General features: G+C 60.3%; 18 protein-coding genes. 10 read left to right on the forward strand and 8 right to left on the reverse strand.

The window, feature by feature from the left end; genetic code table 11:
• Positions 1–236: 236 nt before the first annotated feature.
• From BXA01_RS06080 to BXA01_RS06090, 3 genes are all read left to right on the forward strand, one after another.
• Positions 237–617, forward strand: a complete 381-nt coding sequence (locus BXA01_RS06080; protein ID WP_024013471.1) for a hypothetical protein — start codon at positions 237–239, stop codon at positions 615–617.
• 230 nt (positions 618–847) lie between these two features.
• Complete coding sequence (locus BXA01_RS06085) at positions 848–1,042, forward strand: hypothetical protein (protein ID WP_016770691.1); 195 nt, start codon at positions 848–850, stop codon at positions 1,040–1,042.
• 103 nt (positions 1,043–1,145) lie between these two features.
• Positions 1,146–1,328: a hypothetical protein gene (locus tag BXA01_RS06090; protein WP_041477171.1), complete on the forward strand. Its 183-nt coding sequence runs from the start codon at positions 1,146–1,148 to the stop codon at positions 1,326–1,328.
• On the opposite strand, the gene BXA01_RS06095 is transcribed toward BXA01_RS06090, so the two are convergent.
• The gene (locus BXA01_RS06095; RefSeq protein WP_076563570.1) at positions 1,325–2,386 is read right to left on the reverse strand and encodes an AI-2E family transporter; all 1,062 of its coding nucleotides are present in this window, start codon (positions 2,384–2,386) and stop codon (positions 1,325–1,327) included. The genes BXA01_RS06090 and BXA01_RS06095 overlap by 4 nt on opposite strands.
• Positions 2,387–2,542: 156 nt before the next feature.
• On the opposite strand from BXA01_RS06095, the gene trhP reads away from it, so the two are divergent.
• Complete coding sequence (gene trhP / locus BXA01_RS06100; protein ID WP_076563571.1) at positions 2,543–3,871, forward strand: prephenate-dependent tRNA uridine(34) hydroxylase TrhP; 1,329 nt, start codon at positions 2,543–2,545, stop codon at positions 3,869–3,871.
• A 158-nt stretch (positions 3,872–4,029) separates the two neighbouring features.
• Here the strand turns inward: trhP and BXA01_RS06105 are convergent, their stop codons facing one another.
• Together BXA01_RS06105 and BXA01_RS06110 are read right to left on the reverse strand one after the other, a co-directional pair.
• Complete coding sequence (locus tag BXA01_RS06105) at positions 4,030–4,260, reverse strand: hypothetical protein (RefSeq protein ID WP_076563572.1); 231 nt, start codon at positions 4,258–4,260, stop codon at positions 4,030–4,032.
• Between the two features lie 91 nt (positions 4,261–4,351).
• Positions 4,352–5,065 (reverse strand): FadR/GntR family transcriptional regulator, encoded by a 714-nt coding sequence (locus BXA01_RS06110; protein WP_076563573.1) that lies wholly within the window; start codon positions 5,063–5,065, stop codon positions 4,352–4,354.
• Positions 5,066–5,419: 354 nt separating this feature from the next.
• Here BXA01_RS06110 and BXA01_RS06115 point away from each other — a divergent pair, with 354 nt between their 5' ends.
• Both BXA01_RS06115 and gudD read left to right on the forward strand, forming a co-directional pair.
• Positions 5,420–6,766 (forward strand): MFS transporter, encoded by a 1,347-nt coding sequence (locus BXA01_RS06115; RefSeq protein ID WP_076563574.1) that lies wholly within the window; start codon positions 5,420–5,422, stop codon positions 6,764–6,766.
• A gap of 25 nt (positions 6,767–6,791) precedes the next feature.
• Complete coding sequence (gene gudD / locus BXA01_RS06120) at positions 6,792–8,135, forward strand: glucarate dehydratase (RefSeq protein ID WP_076563575.1); 1,344 nt, start codon at positions 6,792–6,794, stop codon at positions 8,133–8,135.
• A gap of 125 nt (positions 8,136–8,260) precedes the next feature.
• Here gudD and BXA01_RS06125 read toward each other — a convergent pair whose 3' ends face one another.
• Entirely contained in the window at positions 8,261–9,133 is an 873-nt protein-coding gene (locus BXA01_RS06125) for a LysR family transcriptional regulator (protein ID WP_016775361.1), read from the reverse strand.
• 159 nt (positions 9,134–9,292) lie between these two features.
• On the opposite strand from BXA01_RS06125, the gene ampC reads away from it, so the two are divergent.
• Entirely contained in the window at positions 9,293–10,459 is a 1,167-nt protein-coding gene (gene ampC / locus BXA01_RS06130) for a class C beta-lactamase (protein WP_076563576.1), read from the forward strand.
• A gap of 285 nt (positions 10,460–10,744) precedes the next feature.
• Here ampC and BXA01_RS06135 read toward each other — a convergent pair whose 3' ends face one another.
• The 3 genes from BXA01_RS06135 to BXA01_RS06145 form a co-directional block, all read right to left on the reverse strand.
• Positions 10,745–11,308, reverse strand: coding sequence for a DUF4174 domain-containing protein (locus BXA01_RS06135; protein WP_016775365.1), 564 nt, complete (start codon positions 11,306–11,308; stop codon positions 10,745–10,747).
• A gap of 186 nt (positions 11,309–11,494) precedes the next feature.
• The gene (locus tag BXA01_RS06140) at positions 11,495–12,280 is read right to left on the reverse strand and encodes a sulfite exporter TauE/SafE family protein (RefSeq protein ID WP_071172964.1); all 786 of its coding nucleotides are present in this window, start codon (positions 12,278–12,280) and stop codon (positions 11,495–11,497) included.
• A 150-nt stretch (positions 12,281–12,430) separates the two neighbouring features.
• Positions 12,431–13,180, reverse strand: coding sequence for a hypothetical protein (locus BXA01_RS06145; protein WP_016775367.1), 750 nt, complete (start codon positions 13,178–13,180; stop codon positions 12,431–12,433).
• Between the two features lie 245 nt (positions 13,181–13,425).
• On the opposite strand from BXA01_RS06145, the gene BXA01_RS06150 reads away from it, so the two are divergent.
• From BXA01_RS06150 to BXA01_RS06160, 3 genes are all read left to right on the forward strand, one after another.
• Complete coding sequence (locus BXA01_RS06150; protein WP_076563577.1) at positions 13,426–14,574, forward strand: aldose epimerase family protein; 1,149 nt, start codon at positions 13,426–13,428, stop codon at positions 14,572–14,574.
• A 279-nt stretch (positions 14,575–14,853) separates the two neighbouring features.
• Positions 14,854–15,675, forward strand: coding sequence for an aldo/keto reductase (locus BXA01_RS06155; protein WP_076563578.1), 822 nt, complete (start codon positions 14,854–14,856; stop codon positions 15,673–15,675).
• A gap of 24 nt (positions 15,676–15,699) precedes the next feature.
• Positions 15,700–16,170: a DUF1810 domain-containing protein gene (locus tag BXA01_RS06160; RefSeq protein WP_076563579.1), complete on the forward strand. Its 471-nt coding sequence runs from the start codon at positions 15,700–15,702 to the stop codon at positions 16,168–16,170.
• Here BXA01_RS06160 and BXA01_RS06165 read toward each other — a convergent pair.
• A complete protein-coding gene (locus BXA01_RS06165) occupies positions 16,135–18,495 on the reverse strand; it encodes a DNA polymerase II (RefSeq protein ID WP_172834000.1) in 2,361 nt (786 codons plus the stop codon). The two genes, BXA01_RS06160 and BXA01_RS06165, sit on opposite strands and share 36 nt — an antisense overlap.
• Positions 18,496–18,762: the final 267 nt, after the last annotated feature.

Here is an 18,762-nt window from a genome sequence, read left to right on the forward strand (position 1 = left end):
CTCCTTCAAACGCACTTTCGGATGGACGGGATTGGCCAGCCCACCGGGTTCTGAATCATCATTTGGGCTTGTTTGTGGCGCCGCGTAGCCGGGTAAAGAAGCCGGTACAGACCTTACACAAAATTTACCCAGCGGCTGTGCTGAATTTCGCAAATTTGCTGTCTTAGCTGTATCCCCGCGACAACTGTGGGCCTGACTCAGGCCGCGGCGCCGGGTCGAAGAACCGAGGACTTATCATGATTCGTAAACTTCCCATCATGGCTTTGTTGATTGGCGCACTTGCCGTCACCGGCCAGGCTGAAGCGGGTGGTGGCCATGGCTGGCAGGGCCCTGCAGTGTTTGGCGCGATCGTCGGCTCGGCCATCATCGGCTCGGCACTGATCAACCAGGATCGGCCGGTGTACGTGCAGCAGCAGCCGGTTTATGTACAGCCGCAACCGGTCTACGTGCAGCAACCGCCACCGCCGGTCTATTACCAGCCGGCGCCGGTTTATGTGCAGCAACCGGTCTACGTGCAGCCGGCCCCCGTCTATTACGGCCCGCCTCGTGGTTATTACGGTCGTCCCCACGGTTACTATGGCGGCCCACACGGCTATTACGGCGGTCCACGCTGGTAAGCGCAACACAGAGCCCCGTTTTCAAGCGGGGCTTTTTTATGACCGCTGGTCGGCCAACGTCTGAAAAAATCTCGCCAAGGTCGCTGTGAGGACAGTTCGAGCAGCTAAAGTCGGCATGATGGAATCGACCGTAGAGCTTTTTTTCACCAAACGGTCACCGCTTTGTCATGACGGAACCGCAATCTGAATCCGTCCGTAAACAACAGATCGATAACAACAAGGACGACTGTATGCCCACCCAAAACCCGCACCGCATCGTCGGTCTGTGCACCTCGAGCAAGGTGTACAGCGCGCTCACCGAGCTCAAGCACCTGGAAGGCCATCGCTGCGCCAAGCTGCTGTCCCTGCTCGCCGAAAACCTGGTGCACAAGGGCCTGCTCAATGAGCGCGAAGTCATGCACATGCTCGATCAAGTGGTCGAATGACGCCAGACCTCACTGGCATCAATGACCACTATCGAAAACGTTGATTGTCCGTCGTGCCGGCAAATCCCTAAGGTAGCCCCATCAGTTTGATGGAGGTTTTCCCATGGCACAGGTTCAAATCATGTCGGTGATCGGCAGCGCAGTTCCCGCTTCGCTGCGTGCATCCGGTTTGCTCGCTTGCTGGTATCTGGTGCGCGATGGCGAGCCGATCAGCGGCCCGCTCACCTCGTTACCAGCAGCGCAGGCCTTGTCGCAACAGGTCGCCAGCAGCACATTTCATGCTTAAGGCAGTTGCACCTTGGGCTTGGTCTCGACGAACAGCGCCCAGCTCGACAGGAACAATGCGGCAATCAGCGGCCCGATCACAAAGCCATTGAGGCCGAAGACCGCGAGGCCGCCGAGGGTCGAGACCAGAATCAGGTAATCGGGCATTTTCGTATCCTTGCCCACCAGAATCGGGCGCAGCACGTTGTCGACCAGGCCGATCACGAATACGCCGAACAAGCCCAGCACCACGCCCTGCCAGATCATGCCGCTGAGCAGGAAGTACACCGCCACCGGCGCCCAGACAATCCCCGCGCCCACCGCTGGCAACAGCGACAGAAAAGCCATCAGCACCGCCCAGAGCAATGCGCTGGGAATATCGAGAAACCAGAAAATCAACCCGCCCAGCGCGCCTTGGGTCACGGCCACCACCACGTTGCCTTTGACTGTCGCGCGCACCACGCGGTTGAACTTCAGTTGCAGGCGGCGCTTGTGGTTTTCTTCCAGCGGCACGGCAGTGCGCATCTTGCGCGCCAGCTCGGGGCCGTCACGCAGAAAGAAAAACAGCAGATAGAGCATGATGAAAAAACTCACCACGAATTCGAACGTGCCCTGGCCGAAACTGAACGCCTGAGTCGCCAGCACCTGGCTGCCCTGCATCGCCGCTTTGACGATCTTCTCGCGCAAGCTGTCGAGTTCGCCCATGCCAAAGCGGTCGAGCAAGTGCTGAAAGTACGGCGGCAGGCTGTGCTTGAACTGCGCCAGATAGGCAGCAATATCCAGCTCGCCACTTTCGATATTCTTGTAGACAGTCGCCCCTTCCTGGACCAGCAGGATGCTGACGATGATCACCGGCAGAATCGCGACCACCAGGCACAGGCTCAAGGTGCACAGCGACGTCACGTTGCGTTGCCAGCCGAACTTCTGCTGCAACCTGCGCTGTACCGGCGCAAACAGAATGCCGAGGATGACAGCCCAGAACACCGCGCCGTAAAACGGCAGCAGAATCCAGATAAAGGCCACCGTGACCAGTACCAGCAGCACCGTCAGGGATTTGAATTGCAGACTCTTTTCGTTCATATCCGGTCCATGTCAGTCAGGCGTCACGCACGCCCGCCCCACTTAGTCAGCCGCCGAGCGCGCGAGTGCCATGTTTATTCATGGAGCATAGATCCAGATCAATAAACCCTCGCAACAGCTGCCCTACCCTGCGCGGCTTTTGCGACCGACACCCAAATGCCAACTCTCATCGCCCCCGAGCTTCTCGCCCCCGCCGGCACCCTGAAAAACATGCGTTACGCGTTCGCTTATGGCGCCGATGCGGTCTACGCCGGCCAGCCGCGCTACAGCCTGCGGGTGCGCAACAACGAGTTCGATCATGCCAACCTGGCGCTGGGCATCCGTGAGGCGCAGGCGCAGGGCAAGCGCTTCTACGTCGTGGTCAACATCGCCCCGCACAACGCCAAGCTGAAGACGTTTCTCAAAGATCTGGCGCCGGTGATTGAGATGACCCCGGATGCGCTGATCATGTCCGACCCGGGCCTGATCATGCTGGTGCGCCGGCATTTCCCGCAGATGCCGATTCACCTGTCGGTGCAGGCCAACACGGTGAATTGGGCGAGCGTCGAGTTCTGGCAGCAACAGGGGCTGAGCCGGATCATCCTGTCGCGCGAACTGTCGCTCGAAGAAATCGGTGAAATCCGCGAGCAGGTGCCGGGCATGGAGCTGGAAGTGTTCGTGCACGGCGCGCTGTGCATGGCCTATTCCGGGCGCTGCCTGCTTTCCGGTTACATGAACAAACGCGATGCCAATCAGGGCACCTGCACCAACGCCTGCCGCTGGAAGTACACGGCGCAAAAAGCCACGGAAAACCAGCTCGGCGAGATCGTCCAGACCTTTGAACCCGAGCCGACGCTGGGTCTCGGCGCACCGACCGATCAAGTCTTCCTGCTGCAGGAAGCCAATCGCCTCGACGAATTGATGCCGGCGTTCGAAGACGAACACGGCACCTACATCATGAACGCCAAGGATCTGCGCGCGGTGCAGCATGTCGAGCGCCTGACACGCATGGGTGTGCACTCATTGAAGATCGAAGGCCGGACCAAATCACATTTCTACTGCGCGCGCACCACCCAGGTATATCGCCGGGCGATCGATGATGCCGTGGCCGGGCGCGAATTCGATCGCAGCCTGATGCTGGATCTGGAATCGCTGGCCCAGCGCGGCTACACCGAAGGTTTTCTGCGCCGCCATGTGCACGACGAATATCAGAATTATCAGCACGGCAGTTCGGTGTCGGAGCGTCAGCAGTTCGCTGGCGAGCTGACCGGCGAGCGCCGTGGTCGCCTGGCCGAAGTGAAAGTGAAGAATCGTTTTGCCGTGGGCGATCATCTGGAACTGATGACGCCCAAGGGCAATTTCCACTTTGATCTGCATGAATTGCAGAGCGTCAGCGGCCAAGCGATCGAAGTGGCGCCGGGGGACGGGCATACGGTGTACGTGCCGATACCGGATGCGGTGGACTTGCGCTTTGGGTTGTTGATGCGGGATTTGCGTGTTGGTTGACTGGCGATCTTGTCTGGCACTCGCAGCATGGCCGTGATTTGCTGCGAAGCCGATGCCGTCTTCGCGAGCAGGCTCGCTCCCACAGGGAGTTTGTGTCATCCACTGTGGGAGCGAGCCTGATCGCGAAGAGGCCGGCAACCTCACCAAAAAACCAGACCTCAGCGCAAATCATCCGACAACGGCGTCGGCTCATCCGCTGGCGGCACATCCTCGTCATCCGGCGGATCCTTCCAGTCATCCGGGCGGTCGGCATCGCTCAACGGGTCGCGGCCCGGGTCCATGCCCGGCGGTGCGTCGTGATCGCTCAGGGTCGGCTCGTCAGTGCCGGATACGGGGCGGGTCTGGTCGGTGGGCGCCATGCCACCGGGAACAAGTGCGTCATCAGCCATGCTGCACCTCACAATACTGGCCCGGATTATCCGGGGCGTATTGTTTGGAAGCGCGACCTTTGACGGCGTGCGATAGATCAGACCAGCGGCATCAGCCTTGGGCGATAAAGCGATCGCGACTGTTGGTCAGGTGCAGCCACATCGCGGCGCGGGCGGCATCGGCGTCCTGACGCTTGATCGCATTCAGAATCGCCTCGTGTTCCAGATTGGCCAAGTGCCCGAGCTTGCTCAGATCCGCCGCGCCGCGCTCGGCGGCATTCAGGCGATTGCGCGGGATCATCGCACTGCCCAGGTGCTGCATGATCTCGCTGAAGCAAGCGTTACCGGTGGCCTCGGCGATCAGCAGATGGAAACGCCGATCGGCCTCCACGCAGCTGTTATTGTTTGCCAGCAGCCGTTGATAGTCGTCCAGCGCCTGACGCATCTGCTGCAACTGCTGCTCACTGCGCCGCTGCGCCGCCAGTGCGGCCGCTTGCGTCTCCAGGCCCATGCGCAGCTCGAGAATGCTGCGCACGCCGAGCGCCGTGTCGACATTCAGGCGCAGGCCCTGCTCCGCTGCGCGTTCGATCACGAAAGTACCGATGCCATGGCGCGTCTCGACCAGCCCCGAGGCCTGCAACTTGGAAATCGCCTCGCGCACCACGGTGCGACTGACGCCGTGCTCCTGAACGATGGAGTTCTCCGAAGGCAGCTTGTCACCGGGCGACAGTTGTCCGAGCAGGATGCTCTGGGTGAGCTTTTCCACCAAGTCATGAGCGAGGTTGTGCGTGCGTTTGCGCGCGGGCGCGTCGAGGTCTTCTTGCATGATCGGTTCCGGTGATCGGGGCTTGCCGATCGTAGCACTGCGGGATGACGGTTGAGATGGATTATAGCGGTCGACGGGCCATCGACTTGTATGACAACACTCAATTACGTCGAATATTTTCGATCGCCAGCCATCACGCACCACCATTCATATCTCAAAAAGGCGCTCCGCTCGACTGGCGAAATATTCAATTAATACGAGGTATAATCCGGTTTTTGCATAAAAAAACGAACAATCAGAAGAATTTGATCGCCCTCACCACTTGTAGGACAAAAAATTACAGTTGTATGATGTCTAGCAACAACGCAACACCCAGTCCTACCCGCATAAAAATAATCAGTGGGAGAAACATCAGTGAAAACCTCCATCTCCGGGATGCAGGACAGCGTCGATCCGACGCTCACCTCAGCCATCTCCAAAGTCAAACGCCACGTCCTGCCGCTCTTCGTGATCATGTTCATCGTCAATTACATTGACCGGGTGAACATCGGCTTCGTCCGCACCCACATGGAAACCGATCTGGGCATTGGTGCTGCCGCTTATGGCTTCGGCGCCGGGCTGTTCTTTATCGGTTACGCGCTGTTCGAAGTGCCGTCCAACATGCTTTTGCAGAAAGTCGGCGCACGCATCTGGCTGACCCGCATCATGTTCACCTGGGGCATAGTCGCGGCCTGCATGGCGTTCATCCAGAACGAAACCCACTTCTATATCCTGCGTTTTCTGCTTGGTGTCGCCGAGGCCGGGTTCTTTCCCGGGGTGATTTATTACTTCACCCGTTGGCTGCCAGGCGTCGAGCGCGGCAAGGCGATCGCGATTTTCCTCAGCGGCTCGGCCGTGGCCTCGCTGATCTCCGGTCCGCTGTCCGGTCTGCTCCTGCAGATCAATGGGCTGGGCATGCACGGCTGGCAGTGGATGTACTTCATTGAGGGAATGTTCTCGGTGTGCCTGTGCGTGTTTGTCTGGTTCTGGCTGGATGCCAAACCCCATGACGCGAAATGGCTGAGCCGCGCCGAACAGGATGCGCTGGTCAGCGCCATCGACGACGAGCAAAAGGCCCGCGAAGCGGCGACGCCGATCCGGCCGTCGCTGGGCAAACTGCTCAAGGACCGACAGATCATTCTGTTCTGCCTGATCTACTTCTTCATTCAGCTGACCATTTACGCGGCGACTTTCTGGCTGCCGAGCATCATCAAGAAGATGGGCGAACTCAGCGACGTGCAGGTCGGCCTGTTCAACTCGATTCCATGGTTGCTGTCGATCGTCGGCATGTACGCCTTCGCCTCGCTGTCGGCGAAGTGGAAACACCAACAAGCATGGGTCGCCACTGCCCTGTTGATCGCCGCAGCGGGCATGTTCATGTCCACCACTGGCGGGCCGATCTTTGCCTTCGTCGCGATCTGCTTTGCGGCGCTGGGCTTCAAATCCGCCTCGTCGCTGTTCTGGCCGATTCCCCAGGCTTATCTGGATGCACGCATCGCGGCGGCAGTGATCGCGCTGATCAACTCGGTGGGCAACCTCGGCGGCTTCGTCGCACCGACCACCTTCGGTCTGCTTGAGCAACACACCGGCTCGATCCAGGGCGGCCTCTATGGCCTGGCCGCGACCTCGATCATCGCCGCAATCATCGTCTTCGCCGCGCGCACCACGCCCAAACCCGCTGCTGAAAAGGCTGTGGCCGACGCCGCGCCGAAACACGCCTGACTACGTCTCGACAAGGAAAACAACAATGACTGTTCATGACACCGCCAAAGCTCCGATCATCACCGACATGCAGGTCATTCCGGTGGCCGGTCACGACGGCATGCTGCTCAACCTGAGCGGCGCCCACGGGCCGTTTTTCACCCGCAACATCGTCATCCTCAAGGACAACGCCGGCCACACCGGCGTCGGCGAAGTGCCCGGTGGCGAGCGTATTCGCCAGACCCTGGAGGACGCGCGCAATCTGGTGGTCGGCAGCCCCATCGGCACCTACCAGAAGATCCTCAACCAGGTGCGCCAGACCTTCGCCGACCGCGATGCCGGTGGCCGTGGTCTGCAGACGTTCGACCTGCGCATCACCATTCACGCGGTCACCGGCCTGGAAGCCGCCCTCCTCGACCTGCTCGGCCAACATCTGGACGTGCCGGTGGCGGCGCTGCTCGGTGAAGGTCAGCAACGCGACGAAGTGAAGATGCTCGGTTATCTGTTCTACGTCGGCGATCAACACGAAACCGATCTGGCCTATCGCAGCGAACCGGACGCCGACAACGACTGGTTCCGTGTGCGTCACGAGAAAGCCATGACCGCCGAAGCGGTCGTGCGTCTGGCGGAGGCGGCGCACGCCAAGTACGGTTTCAAGGATTTCAAACTCAAGGGCGGCGTGCTCAGTGGCGATGCCGAGATCGAAGCAGTGACGGCACTGGCCGAGCGCTTCCCTGATGCGCGGATTACCCTCGATCCGAACGGCGCCTGGTCGCTGAAAGAGGCGATCCGTTTGTGCCGCGATCAGCATCATGTGCTCGCCTACGCCGAAGACCCGTGCGGTGCGGAAAACGGCTATTCCGGGCGCGAAGTCATGGCTGAGTTCCGCCGCGCCACCGGGCTGAAAACCGCGACCAACATGATCGCCACCGACTGGCGCGAAATGGGTCACGCGATTCAGTTGCAGTCAGTGGACATCCCGCTGGCCGACCCGCACTTCTGGACCATGCAGGGTTCGGTGCGCGTCGCGCAGATGTGCCACGAATGGGGCCTGACCTGGGGTTCGCATTCCAACAACCACTTCGATATCTCTCTGGCGATGTTTACCCACGTCGCCGCTGCGGCACCGGGCGACATCACGGCCATCGACACCCACTGGATCTGGCAGGACGGCCAGCGCCTGACCAAGGCACCGCTGCAGATTGTCGATGGTCTCGTGCAGGTGCCGAAAAAACCCGGGCTGGGCGTGGAGCTGGACATGGATCAAGTGGCCAAGGCCCACGAACTGTACAAAGGCATGGGCCTCGGCGCGCGGGACGACAGCGTGGCGATGCAGTTCCTGATTCCGGGGTGGAAATTCGATAACAAACGGCCGTGTCTGGTGCGGTAATCCAGCAGGCGCCGCTGATTTCAATTGTGGGAGCGAGCCTGCTCGCGAAGGCGTCAGGTCAGTCGATAGTGCTGTCGCTGATACACCGCTTTCGCGAGCAGGCTCGCTCCCACAAGGGTTTTGTGTCAGGCATTAATTTGCAGCAACCAGGTTTTGAACGCTTTCATCGCCACCGTTTCCGCTCGCGACTGCAACCGCGTCAGCCAGTAACTGCCGGTGGTGATCTCGATCGCGAACGGCTGGCAAATCGCATCAGCCGCCAGTTGCCGGGCGAACATCAGCGGTGGCGCCAACGCCACTCCGCCGCCCTGCAATGCCGCTTCCATCATCGCCAGCGACGAATCGAACACGATGCTTTGCGGTGGCGCGGCCTGCGTCGCCAGTCCCGCTGCGTGAAACCACTCCGGCCATTCATCGGTGCGATAGGAACGCAGCAAGGTCTGCTGCAACAGGTCCGCCGGCGAGTGCAGTTGCCGGGCAATCTCCGGCACGCACAATACCGACAACGGCGCATCGAGCAAGCGTGTCGCCTCGATGCCATGCCAGGCGCCAGCACCGAAACGAATGGCGTAATCCAGTCCCTCCGCCGCCACATCCACCCGGTTGTTATTGGTCGACAGACGTAAATCTATAAGCGGATGTTTCCCCCGAAAGTCCGCCAGCCTCGGCAACAGCCAGCCCACGGCAAAAGTGCCCACCGCGCCGACCGTCAACATGTCGCGATACTGCCCACCGGCCAGACGCTCGAGCATCTGCGCAATATGATCGAATGATGTGCTGAGTACCGGCAGCAAGGTTTCGCCTTCACTGGTCAGCATCAGCCCACGGGGCAGGCGTTTGAACAGGGTCAGGTTGAGTTGCGCTTCCAGGCTTTTGACCTGATGGCTCACCGCCGCTTGTGTCACGCACAACTCGACGGCAGCACGGGTAAAACTCAAATGACGTGCCGAGGCTTCAAATGCGCGCAGAGCGTTGAGCGGCAGTTGCGGTCGAATCATGCGTTGCCCCCAATTTTTCTAATGGCCCATGCGAGTTTTCATCGTTTGTCGATGGCCGGCGAAGTGCCTAAATTGGCCGCGCTGATCGGCCGTCCGATGAAAAATCACCCGCAGTGTAGCGGGATACACCAATCGACACTCATGGAGAGTGATTCAATCATGTGTTCCTTAAAACCGAGCAAGGTCTTTTCCTACAGCGCTTTCGCACTGTTCTTCGGCAGCGTTGCCTGTCATGCCGCAACGCCGACGGATGCGCAATTACAGGCTCTGGTCAGCCAAGCCGTCACCCCGGTGATGCAGCAAAACAACATCCCGGGGCTGACGGTAGCGATCACGCTGAATGGCCAGGCGCATTACTTTAACTACGGGGTTGCCGCTAAAGACACCGCGCAAAAGGTCAGCGAAAACACCCTGTTCGAAGTCGGCTCGGTGAGCAAAACCTTCACCGCCACCCTCGCTGGTTACGCACAGGCCACAGGCAAACTCGACCTGTCGAGCAAGGCCAGCCAACTCTGGCCGGAGCTCAAGGGCAGCGCCTTCGACAACATCAGCGTGCTGCAACTGGGCACCTACAGTGCAGGCGGACTGCCGTTGCAATTCCCCGCTGAGGCGGATTCTTCCGACAAGATGCTCGGCTATTACCAACAGTGGAAACCGCAATTTCCCGCCGGCAGCCATCGCCTGTATTCCAACCCGAGCCTGGGCCTGTTCGGCTACCTGACGGCGAAAAGCCTCGGCCAGCCGTTCGACTTGGCAATGACGCAAACCCTGCTGCCGAAACTCGGCTTGCAGCACACTTTCCTCAGCATACCGTCAGCGCAGTCGAAGCTTTATGCCCACGGCTACGACAGCGCCGACCAACCGGTACGCGTCAGCCCCGGCGCCCTCGACGCCGAAGCCTACGGCATCAAAACCAGCGCCACCGACCTGCTGCGTTACGTCCAGGCACAGCTGAAACCGGCCAGCCTTGCGCCTGATCTGCACAAAGCCATCGCCAACACCCACATCGGTTATTACCGCGTCGGCGACATGACCCAAGGCCTGGGCTGGGAACGCTACGCCTACCCGATCAGCCTGGAAAAACTGCAAAACGGCAACTCGACCCCCATGGCCATGGAACCGCACAAAGTCGAGTGGCTGACCCCACCGCAAGCTGAACCGGCCAATGTGCTGTTCAACAAAAGCGGATCTACGCGGGGCTTTGGCGCGTATGTGGCGTTCGTGCCGTCGCGGGACATAGGCATTGTGATTCTGGCCAACAAGAACTACCCGAATGCCGAACGGGTGAAGATTGCGCATACGGTTTTCGCGGCGTTGGCGGATTAGTAGTGAAAGATCGTCCGATCGCGGCCCGAGCCTGCGGCAGCTTCTACAGGATCGGGTTTTCACTCGGTTAACGTTGGAGGTGTCGCAGGCTGCAACAACTTTCGATCAGAAGATGACTGGTGGGAGCGAGCCTGCTCGCGAATGCGCTCGATCAGTCACCTTTCAGCGCCTGAATAACCGCTTTCGCGAGCAGGCTCGCTCCCACATTTAAACTGTGCATTTCACAAAAAAATGTGGGAGCTGGTTTGCCAGCCCCCACAGGGATTTTGCTTCATTCAGTCGCAATCAATCATCCGGCATCTGCGGCGGTTTGCTCGGTTTCGCCGGTTTGCTGCCCTTAGCGCCTTTGGCCGGTTCCGGCTCGGTGGCGGCAGGCGTTTGTGCGGCGGCGGCCGCAGCGGCGGCTTCTTTTTCGGCCATGGGCATGGCGTCGATGGTTTCGAAGATTTTCGCCAGGCTCAATGCCTTGGCTTCATCACCCGAGGCGGAGAGCTTGGTTTCGCCGTCCTTGCCCACCAGGAACACTTTTGGATAAGCGCCGGCACCGAGCTTCAGCGAACGCAGCAGGGCCATGGTGTCCTGCTGGCCCATGTCCTTGCCGTCGAGCTGTCCGGACATGCTGAGGATGGTGTAGACCTTGATGTTGCGGTCGGTGACGCCCTTTTTGTTGGCCGGGTCTTCCAGCGACTTCTTCAGGCTCAGCCACACCGGGTCGACGGTGCTTTGCGCAATCACGATCAGCGGGCGGGCGCGGCCCACGTCCCCGGCCAGGGGTGAATCGCTGTCGGCGGCGAACAGGGGGCCGGCGATTGCCAGCAAGAGGGTCAGGGTCAGGGACCTGATGAGCATGCGCATCTCCTTTTGATATCCACGCACTACTGATTGCGCATCGTGGCGATTGTTCCGGCGGTGTCTGGCAAAAAGGCATTGCCCTGTCAGAAGCTTAGGTCAGGGAGCGCTTTGCGCAACATGACGCAAGCGATCATCGGCACATCCCTACGGCCGCTGCATTGGAAGTGTTTTCTCCAGGCTGACTCAGAACGCCAACTTATAACCAATCAACACCAGCATCGTCGCCAGGCACGGGCGCAGGACTTCGTCGGAGATGCGTCCGGTCAGGTGGCTGCCGAGCCAGATGCCCGGCAGCGAGCCCATCAGCAGGAAGCCCAGCACGCCCCAGTCCATGTTGCCCATGCTTGCGTGGCCGAGGCCGGCGACGAGGGTCAGGGGTACGGCGTGGGCGATTTCGGTGCCGACCAGGCGGCGGGTTGGCAGCAGTGGGTAAAGGATAAACAAGGCGACGGTGCCCAGTGCGCCGGCGCCGATCGAGGTCAGGGCAACCATGGTGCCGAGGATCAGACCGGTGATCACCGTCATCACGTTAAGCCGCGAACCGCTCGGGTTGTAGTTGCCGCCGGCGCGTTTGTGGGCAAATTCGAGCAAGCGTTTCTTGAAGAAAATTGCCAGGGCAGTAGCGAAGAGGACGAAGCCGAGCGCCTGCTTGATAATGGCGTTCATCGCGTCCGGCGCGGTGTGCAGGGTGCTGAGGAACCACAGGGTCATGGCCACCGCCGGCACACTGCCAAGGGTCAGCCAGCCGGTGATGGCCCAGTCGATGTTCTTGTTCTTCCTGTGAACGAGGACGCCGCTGGATTTGGTGATCGCGGCGTACAGCAGGTCGGTACCCACCGCCGTCGCCGGGTTGATGCCGAACCACAGCAGGATCGGCGTCATCAACGAACCGCCGCCGACACCGGTCATGCCTACGATAAACCCCACCACCAGCCCGGCAATCACCAGGCCGAAATTTGCCAATTCCATTCAAACGTCCAGAAAACGACAGGAAAATCTGGCCCGCAGCATAGCGATTTTTCTTATAACCACATATATCGATGCGGTCTATCGTTATGCCATATCGAATTCACCTCAGATCCCACAGTGGATCTTCGCGCTACAGCAAACCTGCGGGGCTCACTGCACCGGCAGGAAGTTCAAGAACAGCAGGCTCTGCGCGTAATTCAGGCCGATCCTGCGATAGCGCTCATCGAGCATCTGCGTGAGCAGATCCAGGCGCGCGACGATTTTGCTGAATTCGGTGGCGAAGCTGAGGTTGCTGCCCTCCTCCGAGATTTCGTTGGAGAACAGCAGCGGCTGGCCTTCCTTGTTTTGTCGTTGCGACAAAATCCACATGGCTTTTTCGATGTTGCGCGCGGCGTTGTGCACGAACGTCGGGTTGATCGCGTCGGTCATGTAGAACTCGGTGCGATTGCCGTGGGCGGTAACCAGCATGCTGCCGATCGCATAGATGAAGGCGCCGACGCGGTCGCCGAGGAATTCCGGGCTCATCGCATAGCTCAGCGCCGCCAGGTCCTTACGCCCGCCCAGCACGGGCAACGGCTGCTGTTGCTCGACAGCGAGACGCACCTGTTTCACGGCGGCGTTGACGGTGAGGAAACCGGATTTGCGCAGTTCTTCGGGGTTGCGCAGGTAGAGCTTGCCCATCAATCGATAGAGGCTGTCGAGGTTGTCGCGCATCGCCAGGGTGGCCATGCGGTCGACGCTGGTCTGCAGAAATTCCTGCGGCTGCCCTTCACGTATCTGATTGAAAAATCCATTGCCGTTCTGGTGGCTGCAGCCGCTGAGCAACAGCGACAACAGACAGGCCAGCAGCAGGCACGGGCGGCGGTGAGCGGCGGTGATCAGGGCAAAAACACTCGGCATGAAATCTCGGACAGGCACATTCCTGTGCGGCGGGAGTCACCGCATCCTGGCCATGCATAGAGCCGCCGATTGCGAAAAAGTGCAGTGCCCGGGCGGTGAGCCGACCTTCGGCGCTTTTCGCCATATCAATTAGTCGGACTTTATATTTGCCAACAGCGGTAAATCCGCTATAAATCTTCTGCGAAATATTCAATAGCCTGACTAATTGCGTTTTCTCAAAACAACAACAAAAAGGAAGGTCAACCATGCTTCAATCCCGTCACCTGCTCTCCGGCCTCGGACTGTCCCTGATGATCGCTACCCTTTCCGCCAACGCGGCGGGCCTGACCGCCGAACACAAAGCCTTCGGCAAAACCAATGACGGCACGCCTGTGGAACAGTACATCCTGCGCAACAGCCACGGCATGCAAGCCACCGTGATCACCTACGGCGCGACCCTGCAAGCGCTGAAAGTCGCTGACAAACACGGCAAGTTCGACGACGTCGTCTTGGGTTTTGACGATGTGCAGGGCTATCAGAAAGGCACCGCGTACTTCGGCGCGACCATCGGCCGTTTCGGCAACCGCCTGGCCGAAGGTGCTTTCGAACTCGATAGCAAGCGCTATCAAGTGCCGCAGAACGACAAATCCAACGCCCTGCACGGCGGCCCCGAAGGTTTCGACAAGAAAGTCTGGAAGGCCAAAGAAACCAAGGACAAGGATTCGGTTGGCGTAACCCTGACCTACCTCTCGGCCGACGGCGAGATGGGCTTCCCGGGCAATCTGACCACCGAAGTCACCTATCGCCTGACCGACAACAACGAGCTGCGCATCGACTACAAGGCCAGCACCGACAAGCCGACCGTGCTCAACCTGACCAACCATAGCTACTTCAACCTGGCCGGTGCCGGCAATGGCGATATTCTCAAGCAAGTCGCCATGATCAACTCCAGCCATTACACGCCGGTCACCGCGAAACTGATCCCGACCGGGGAGCTGGCGCCTGTGGCCGGTACGCCGATGGACTTCAGCAAACCGACGGCGATCGGCACGCACATCAAGGCTGATCATCCGCAGCTGAAATTCGCCGAGCCGAAACAGGGCGGCTTCGATTTCAACTGGGCGCTGGACACCAAGGGCGATGTCAGCAAGCTCGCCACCGAAGTCAGCGACCCGCAATCCGGACGCGTCCTGCAACTGTTCACCAGCGAGCCGGGCGTGCAGTTCTACACCAGCAACTTCCTCGACGGCACGGTCAAGGGCAAGGGTGGCAAGGTCTATCCGCACTGGGGCGCATTCACCCTCGAGACCCAGCACTATCCGGATTCGCCGAACCAGCCGGATTTCCCGAGCACGCGGCTTGATCCGGGGCAGACCTATGCCCACAGCGTAATCCTCAAGTTCTCCGCCAAGTAACCTGCCATGCTCCCCGTGGCGAGGGGATTCATCCCCGTTGGGATGCGAGGCAGCCCCGATCCGGCAACACGCGCTGTATCAGACAGCGTTCTATTGCAGGTTTTTGGGGCTGCTTCGCAGCCCAGCGGGGATGAATCCCCTCGCCACAAATCCCCTCGCCACAAGATCCCCTGACCACAATTGATCCGGTTTCATCCTTGACTCCTCCTTCCTTCCGGGAACCCTTGCTCTATCCTGCTGCCCACTAAAGATATCGACTCTTTAAGGCAGGAGGTTTGAATGCGTACCCTTGAGTTGGCTGGCGTGCAGGTTCCCGTAATTGGTCAGGGCACCTGGCGCATGGGCGAGGATCGTTCGGCGCACAGCCGTGAAGTGGCGGCGCTGCGCACCGGCATCGAGCTGGGCATGAGCCTGATCGACACCGCGGAGATGTACGCCGAGGGCGGTGCCGAAACGGTGGTCGGCGAAGCCATCGCCGGTCTGCGCGATCAAGTCTTTCTGGTCAGCAAGGTCTACCCGCACAACGCCAGCCGCCAGGGCATCCCGCAAGCCTGCGAGCGCAGTTTGCGTCGGCTCGGCACCGACTACATCGATCTGTATCTGCTGCACTGGCGCGGTCAGTATCCGCTGGAGGAAACCGTCGAAGCCTTCGAACGCCTGCGCGAGGACGGCAAGATCGGCCGTTGGGGTGTGTCGAATTTCGATGTCGACGACCTCGAAGAACTCTCCAGCTCGGCCTGCGCCACCAATCAGGTGCTGTACAACCTCGAGGAGCGCGGTATCGAATTCGATTTGCTGCCGTGGTGCCAGCATCAGCGCCTGCCGCTGATGGCGTACTGTCCGATCGGCCAGGGCGGCGCGATGCTCGCCGAGCCGGTTCTGCAAGACATTGCCAGCCGTTACAACGCCACCCCGGCGCAGGTTTCGCTGGCGTGGCTCCTGCGTCAGGACGGCGTGATTGCGATTCCCAAGGCTGTGCGCCCGGAGCATGTGCAACTCAATGCCGAGGCGGCGCAGTTGCAACTGGACGCCGGGGATCTGGCGGCGCTGGACAAGGTGTTCCCGGCGCCACAACGCAAGCAGCGGCTGGCCATGGTCTGAGTTGCCGACTGCGAGGGCTTCGCCATGAGAAGCACAGATCTGCACGACCCGTTCAACCTGCAACGTTTTGTCCAGGCACAGGACCCGGTGTTCGACCGGGTCCAGCGTGAACTCGAAACGGGCCGCAAGCGCAGCCACTGGATGTGGTTCGTCTTCCCGCAGTTCGCCGGGTTGGGCGGCAGCGAGATGGCCCGGCGCTTTGCCATTGGTTCAGCCGAAGAAGCCCAGGCCTATCTGGCCCACGAGCTGCTCGGCGCGCGGCTGCGCACCTGCACGCAACTGGTGCTGAATGTGCCGCAGCGCTCGATTGCAGAAATGTTTGGCCATCCCGATGACCTGAAATTTCATTCTTCGATGACCCTGTTCGCCCAGTTCAGCGCCGAGGACAGTCTGTTCCATCAGGCACTGGAGCGGTACTTCCACGGCATTCTCGATGAATGGACGCTGCAATTGCTCGACTCAAAACAGGCCCAGTTGCCCACCGATCAGGGTTGAGAAGTCGTCGTCGACAAACGGCAGAATCGCATCCGCCACCGGTTGCAGCTGCCGAGTGATGTAGTGGTCGTAGTCGATGGCGGCGCGGCGTACCTCCAGCGGCTCCGGGCCGGCCAGGGTGATGACGTAGCTGATCCAGCCGCCGTTCTGATACTGCCGGGGCCGCCCCTGCTCGGCATTGTATTCGTCGGCCAGCCGAGCCGCGCGGACGTGCGGCGGTACGTTGCGTTCGTAGTCGTCGAGGGTGCGGCGCAGGCGCTTGCGGTAGATCAGCCGATCGTCGAACTCGCCGGCGAGGGTCTTGCGCACGTAATCGCGCACGTAATCCTGATACGGCTTGCGCTGAAAAATCCGCTCATACAGCTCCTGCTGAAATTGCCGGGCCAGCAACGACCAGTCGGTGCGCACGGTCTCCAGGCCCTTGTAGACCATTTCCTCGCGGCCATCGGCGCGGGTGACCAGACCGGCGTAGCGCTTCTTGCTGCCCTCCTCGGCGCCTCGAATCGTCGGCATCAGGAAGCGCTTGTAGTGAATCTCGAACTGCAATTCCAGCGCGCTTTCCAGCCCGTATTCCTCGCGCACATGCGCGCGCCACCAATCATTGACGTGCTTGACCAGCGCATGGCCGATCTGCGCCGCCTCTTCCTGACCGTGCAGGCGGCGCAGCCAGACGAAAGTTGAATCAGTGTCGCCATAAATCACCGCGTGGCCTTGCTCTTCGATCAACTGGCGGGTGCGCAGCATGATTTCATGGCCGCGCAAGGTGATCGACGAGGCCAGCCGGGTATCGAAAAAACGGCAACCACTGGAGCCGAGCACACCATAGAAGGCGTTCATGATGATCTTCAGCGCTTGGGACAGCGGCGCATTGTGCTCGCGCTTGGCGGTTTCGCGCCCTTCGGCCACCCGCGCCACGATGGACGGCAGGCAATGGCGGGTGCGCGAGAAACGGGCGCCACGGAAGCCCGGCACCGAGTCAGCGTCGTCCGGGTGTTGCAGGCCCTCGATCAAGCCCACCGGGTCGATCAGAAAGGTGCGGATGATCGACGGGTAAAGGCTTTTGTAATCGAGCACCAACACCGATTCGTAAAGCCCCGGCCGTGAATCCATGACAAACCCGCCGGGGCTGGCCTGCGGTGGATTGGTGCCCAGATTGGGTGCAACGAAGCCCTGGCGATGCATCAACGGCATGTACAAATGGGTGAACGCGGCGACCGAACCGCCGCTGCGGTCGGCCGGCAAACCGGTAACGCTGGCGCGTTCGAGCAAAAACGTCAGCAGTTCGGTCTTGGCGAAGATCCGCGTGACCAGCTCGCAGTCCTTGAGGTTGTACTTGGCCAGCGCCGGTTTGTCCTCGGCGAACATGCGGTTGATCTCGTCCATGCGCTGGTACGGATTGTTGATCGCTTTGCCTTCGCCGAGCAGGGTCTGCGCGACGTTTTCCAGGCTGAACGAGGGAAAACTCCAGGTCGCCGAACGCAACGACTCGATGCCATCGATGATCAGCCGCCCCGCTGCCGAGGCGAAGTAGTGATTGCGGCTGCCGTGCTCGCGCCACTGCATTTCTTCGCCGCCACGACCGATCTTCAGCGGCACGCCAAGACGCCGCGCGTGTTCGTGAAGGATGCGCAAATCGAACTGCACGACGTTCCAGCCAATGATCGCGTCGGGGTCGTGGCGGGCGAACCAGTCGTTGAGTTTCTTCAGAATGAGCGTGCGCGAGTCGCAGTACTCGAGGTCGAAATCGACAATGCTCGCGTCGCCATTCGGCGCGCCGAGCATGTACACCTGCCGCTCGCCGCAGCCTTCCAGCGCGATGGAATACAGCTCGCCGTTTTCGGTGGTTTCGATGTCGAGTGAGACCAGGCGCAGTTTCGGCCGGTAATCGGAGTCGGGCTTCAGCTGGGCGTTGATCAGTACGCCGTCAGCATCAGGCGTGCCGCCAAACAGCACCGGCGCGGTGATGAAGCGCTCCATCAGAAAGCGTTCCGGCGGGCGCATGTCGGCTTCAAAGACGTCGACGCCGGCGCGGTTGAGCGCGGTTTCGAGGCGCATCAACTGGCCGTGCTGCTGGCAATACAGACCGAGCACCGGACGATGCTGAAAATCGAGCAAGGCCAACGGTCGCAGCTCTACATTCTTTTCATCGTGCAACAGACGCTCGGCTGCTTCTCGCTGTGCGGCGGGAATAAATGCGACCGACGGCTGATGCGCCAGACGCACGCGGCGCGGCCCGGCGTCCGTTGCCAGCCAGAACTCGACTTCGGTGCCGGCCGGCGTATCGCGCCAATGCCGGGTCAGGACGAAGCCCTGCTGTAAATCCACCACTGCGACCTCAACATTTCAATCAGAACGCCATTCTACGCAGCATTTGTGGCGAGGGGATTTATCCCCGCTGGCCGCGAAGCGGCCCCGCTTTTAATGAAAGGGCCTGCTGCGCAGGCCAGCGGGGATAAATCCCCTCGCCACAGATAAATCCCATCGCCACAGATAAATCCTCTGCCACAGATAATCCCCCTTGTTACAGATAAATCCCCTCGCCACAGATGCTTCATTCACCGATACAAAGATGTTTTTTCCGGCAAATGGCGT

Origin of the sequence: Pseudomonas sp. B10 (genome assembly GCF_900156235.1) — a bacterium.
GTDB classification, from domain to species: domain Bacteria; phylum Pseudomonadota; class Gammaproteobacteria; order Pseudomonadales; family Pseudomonadaceae; genus Aquipseudomonas; species Aquipseudomonas siliginis.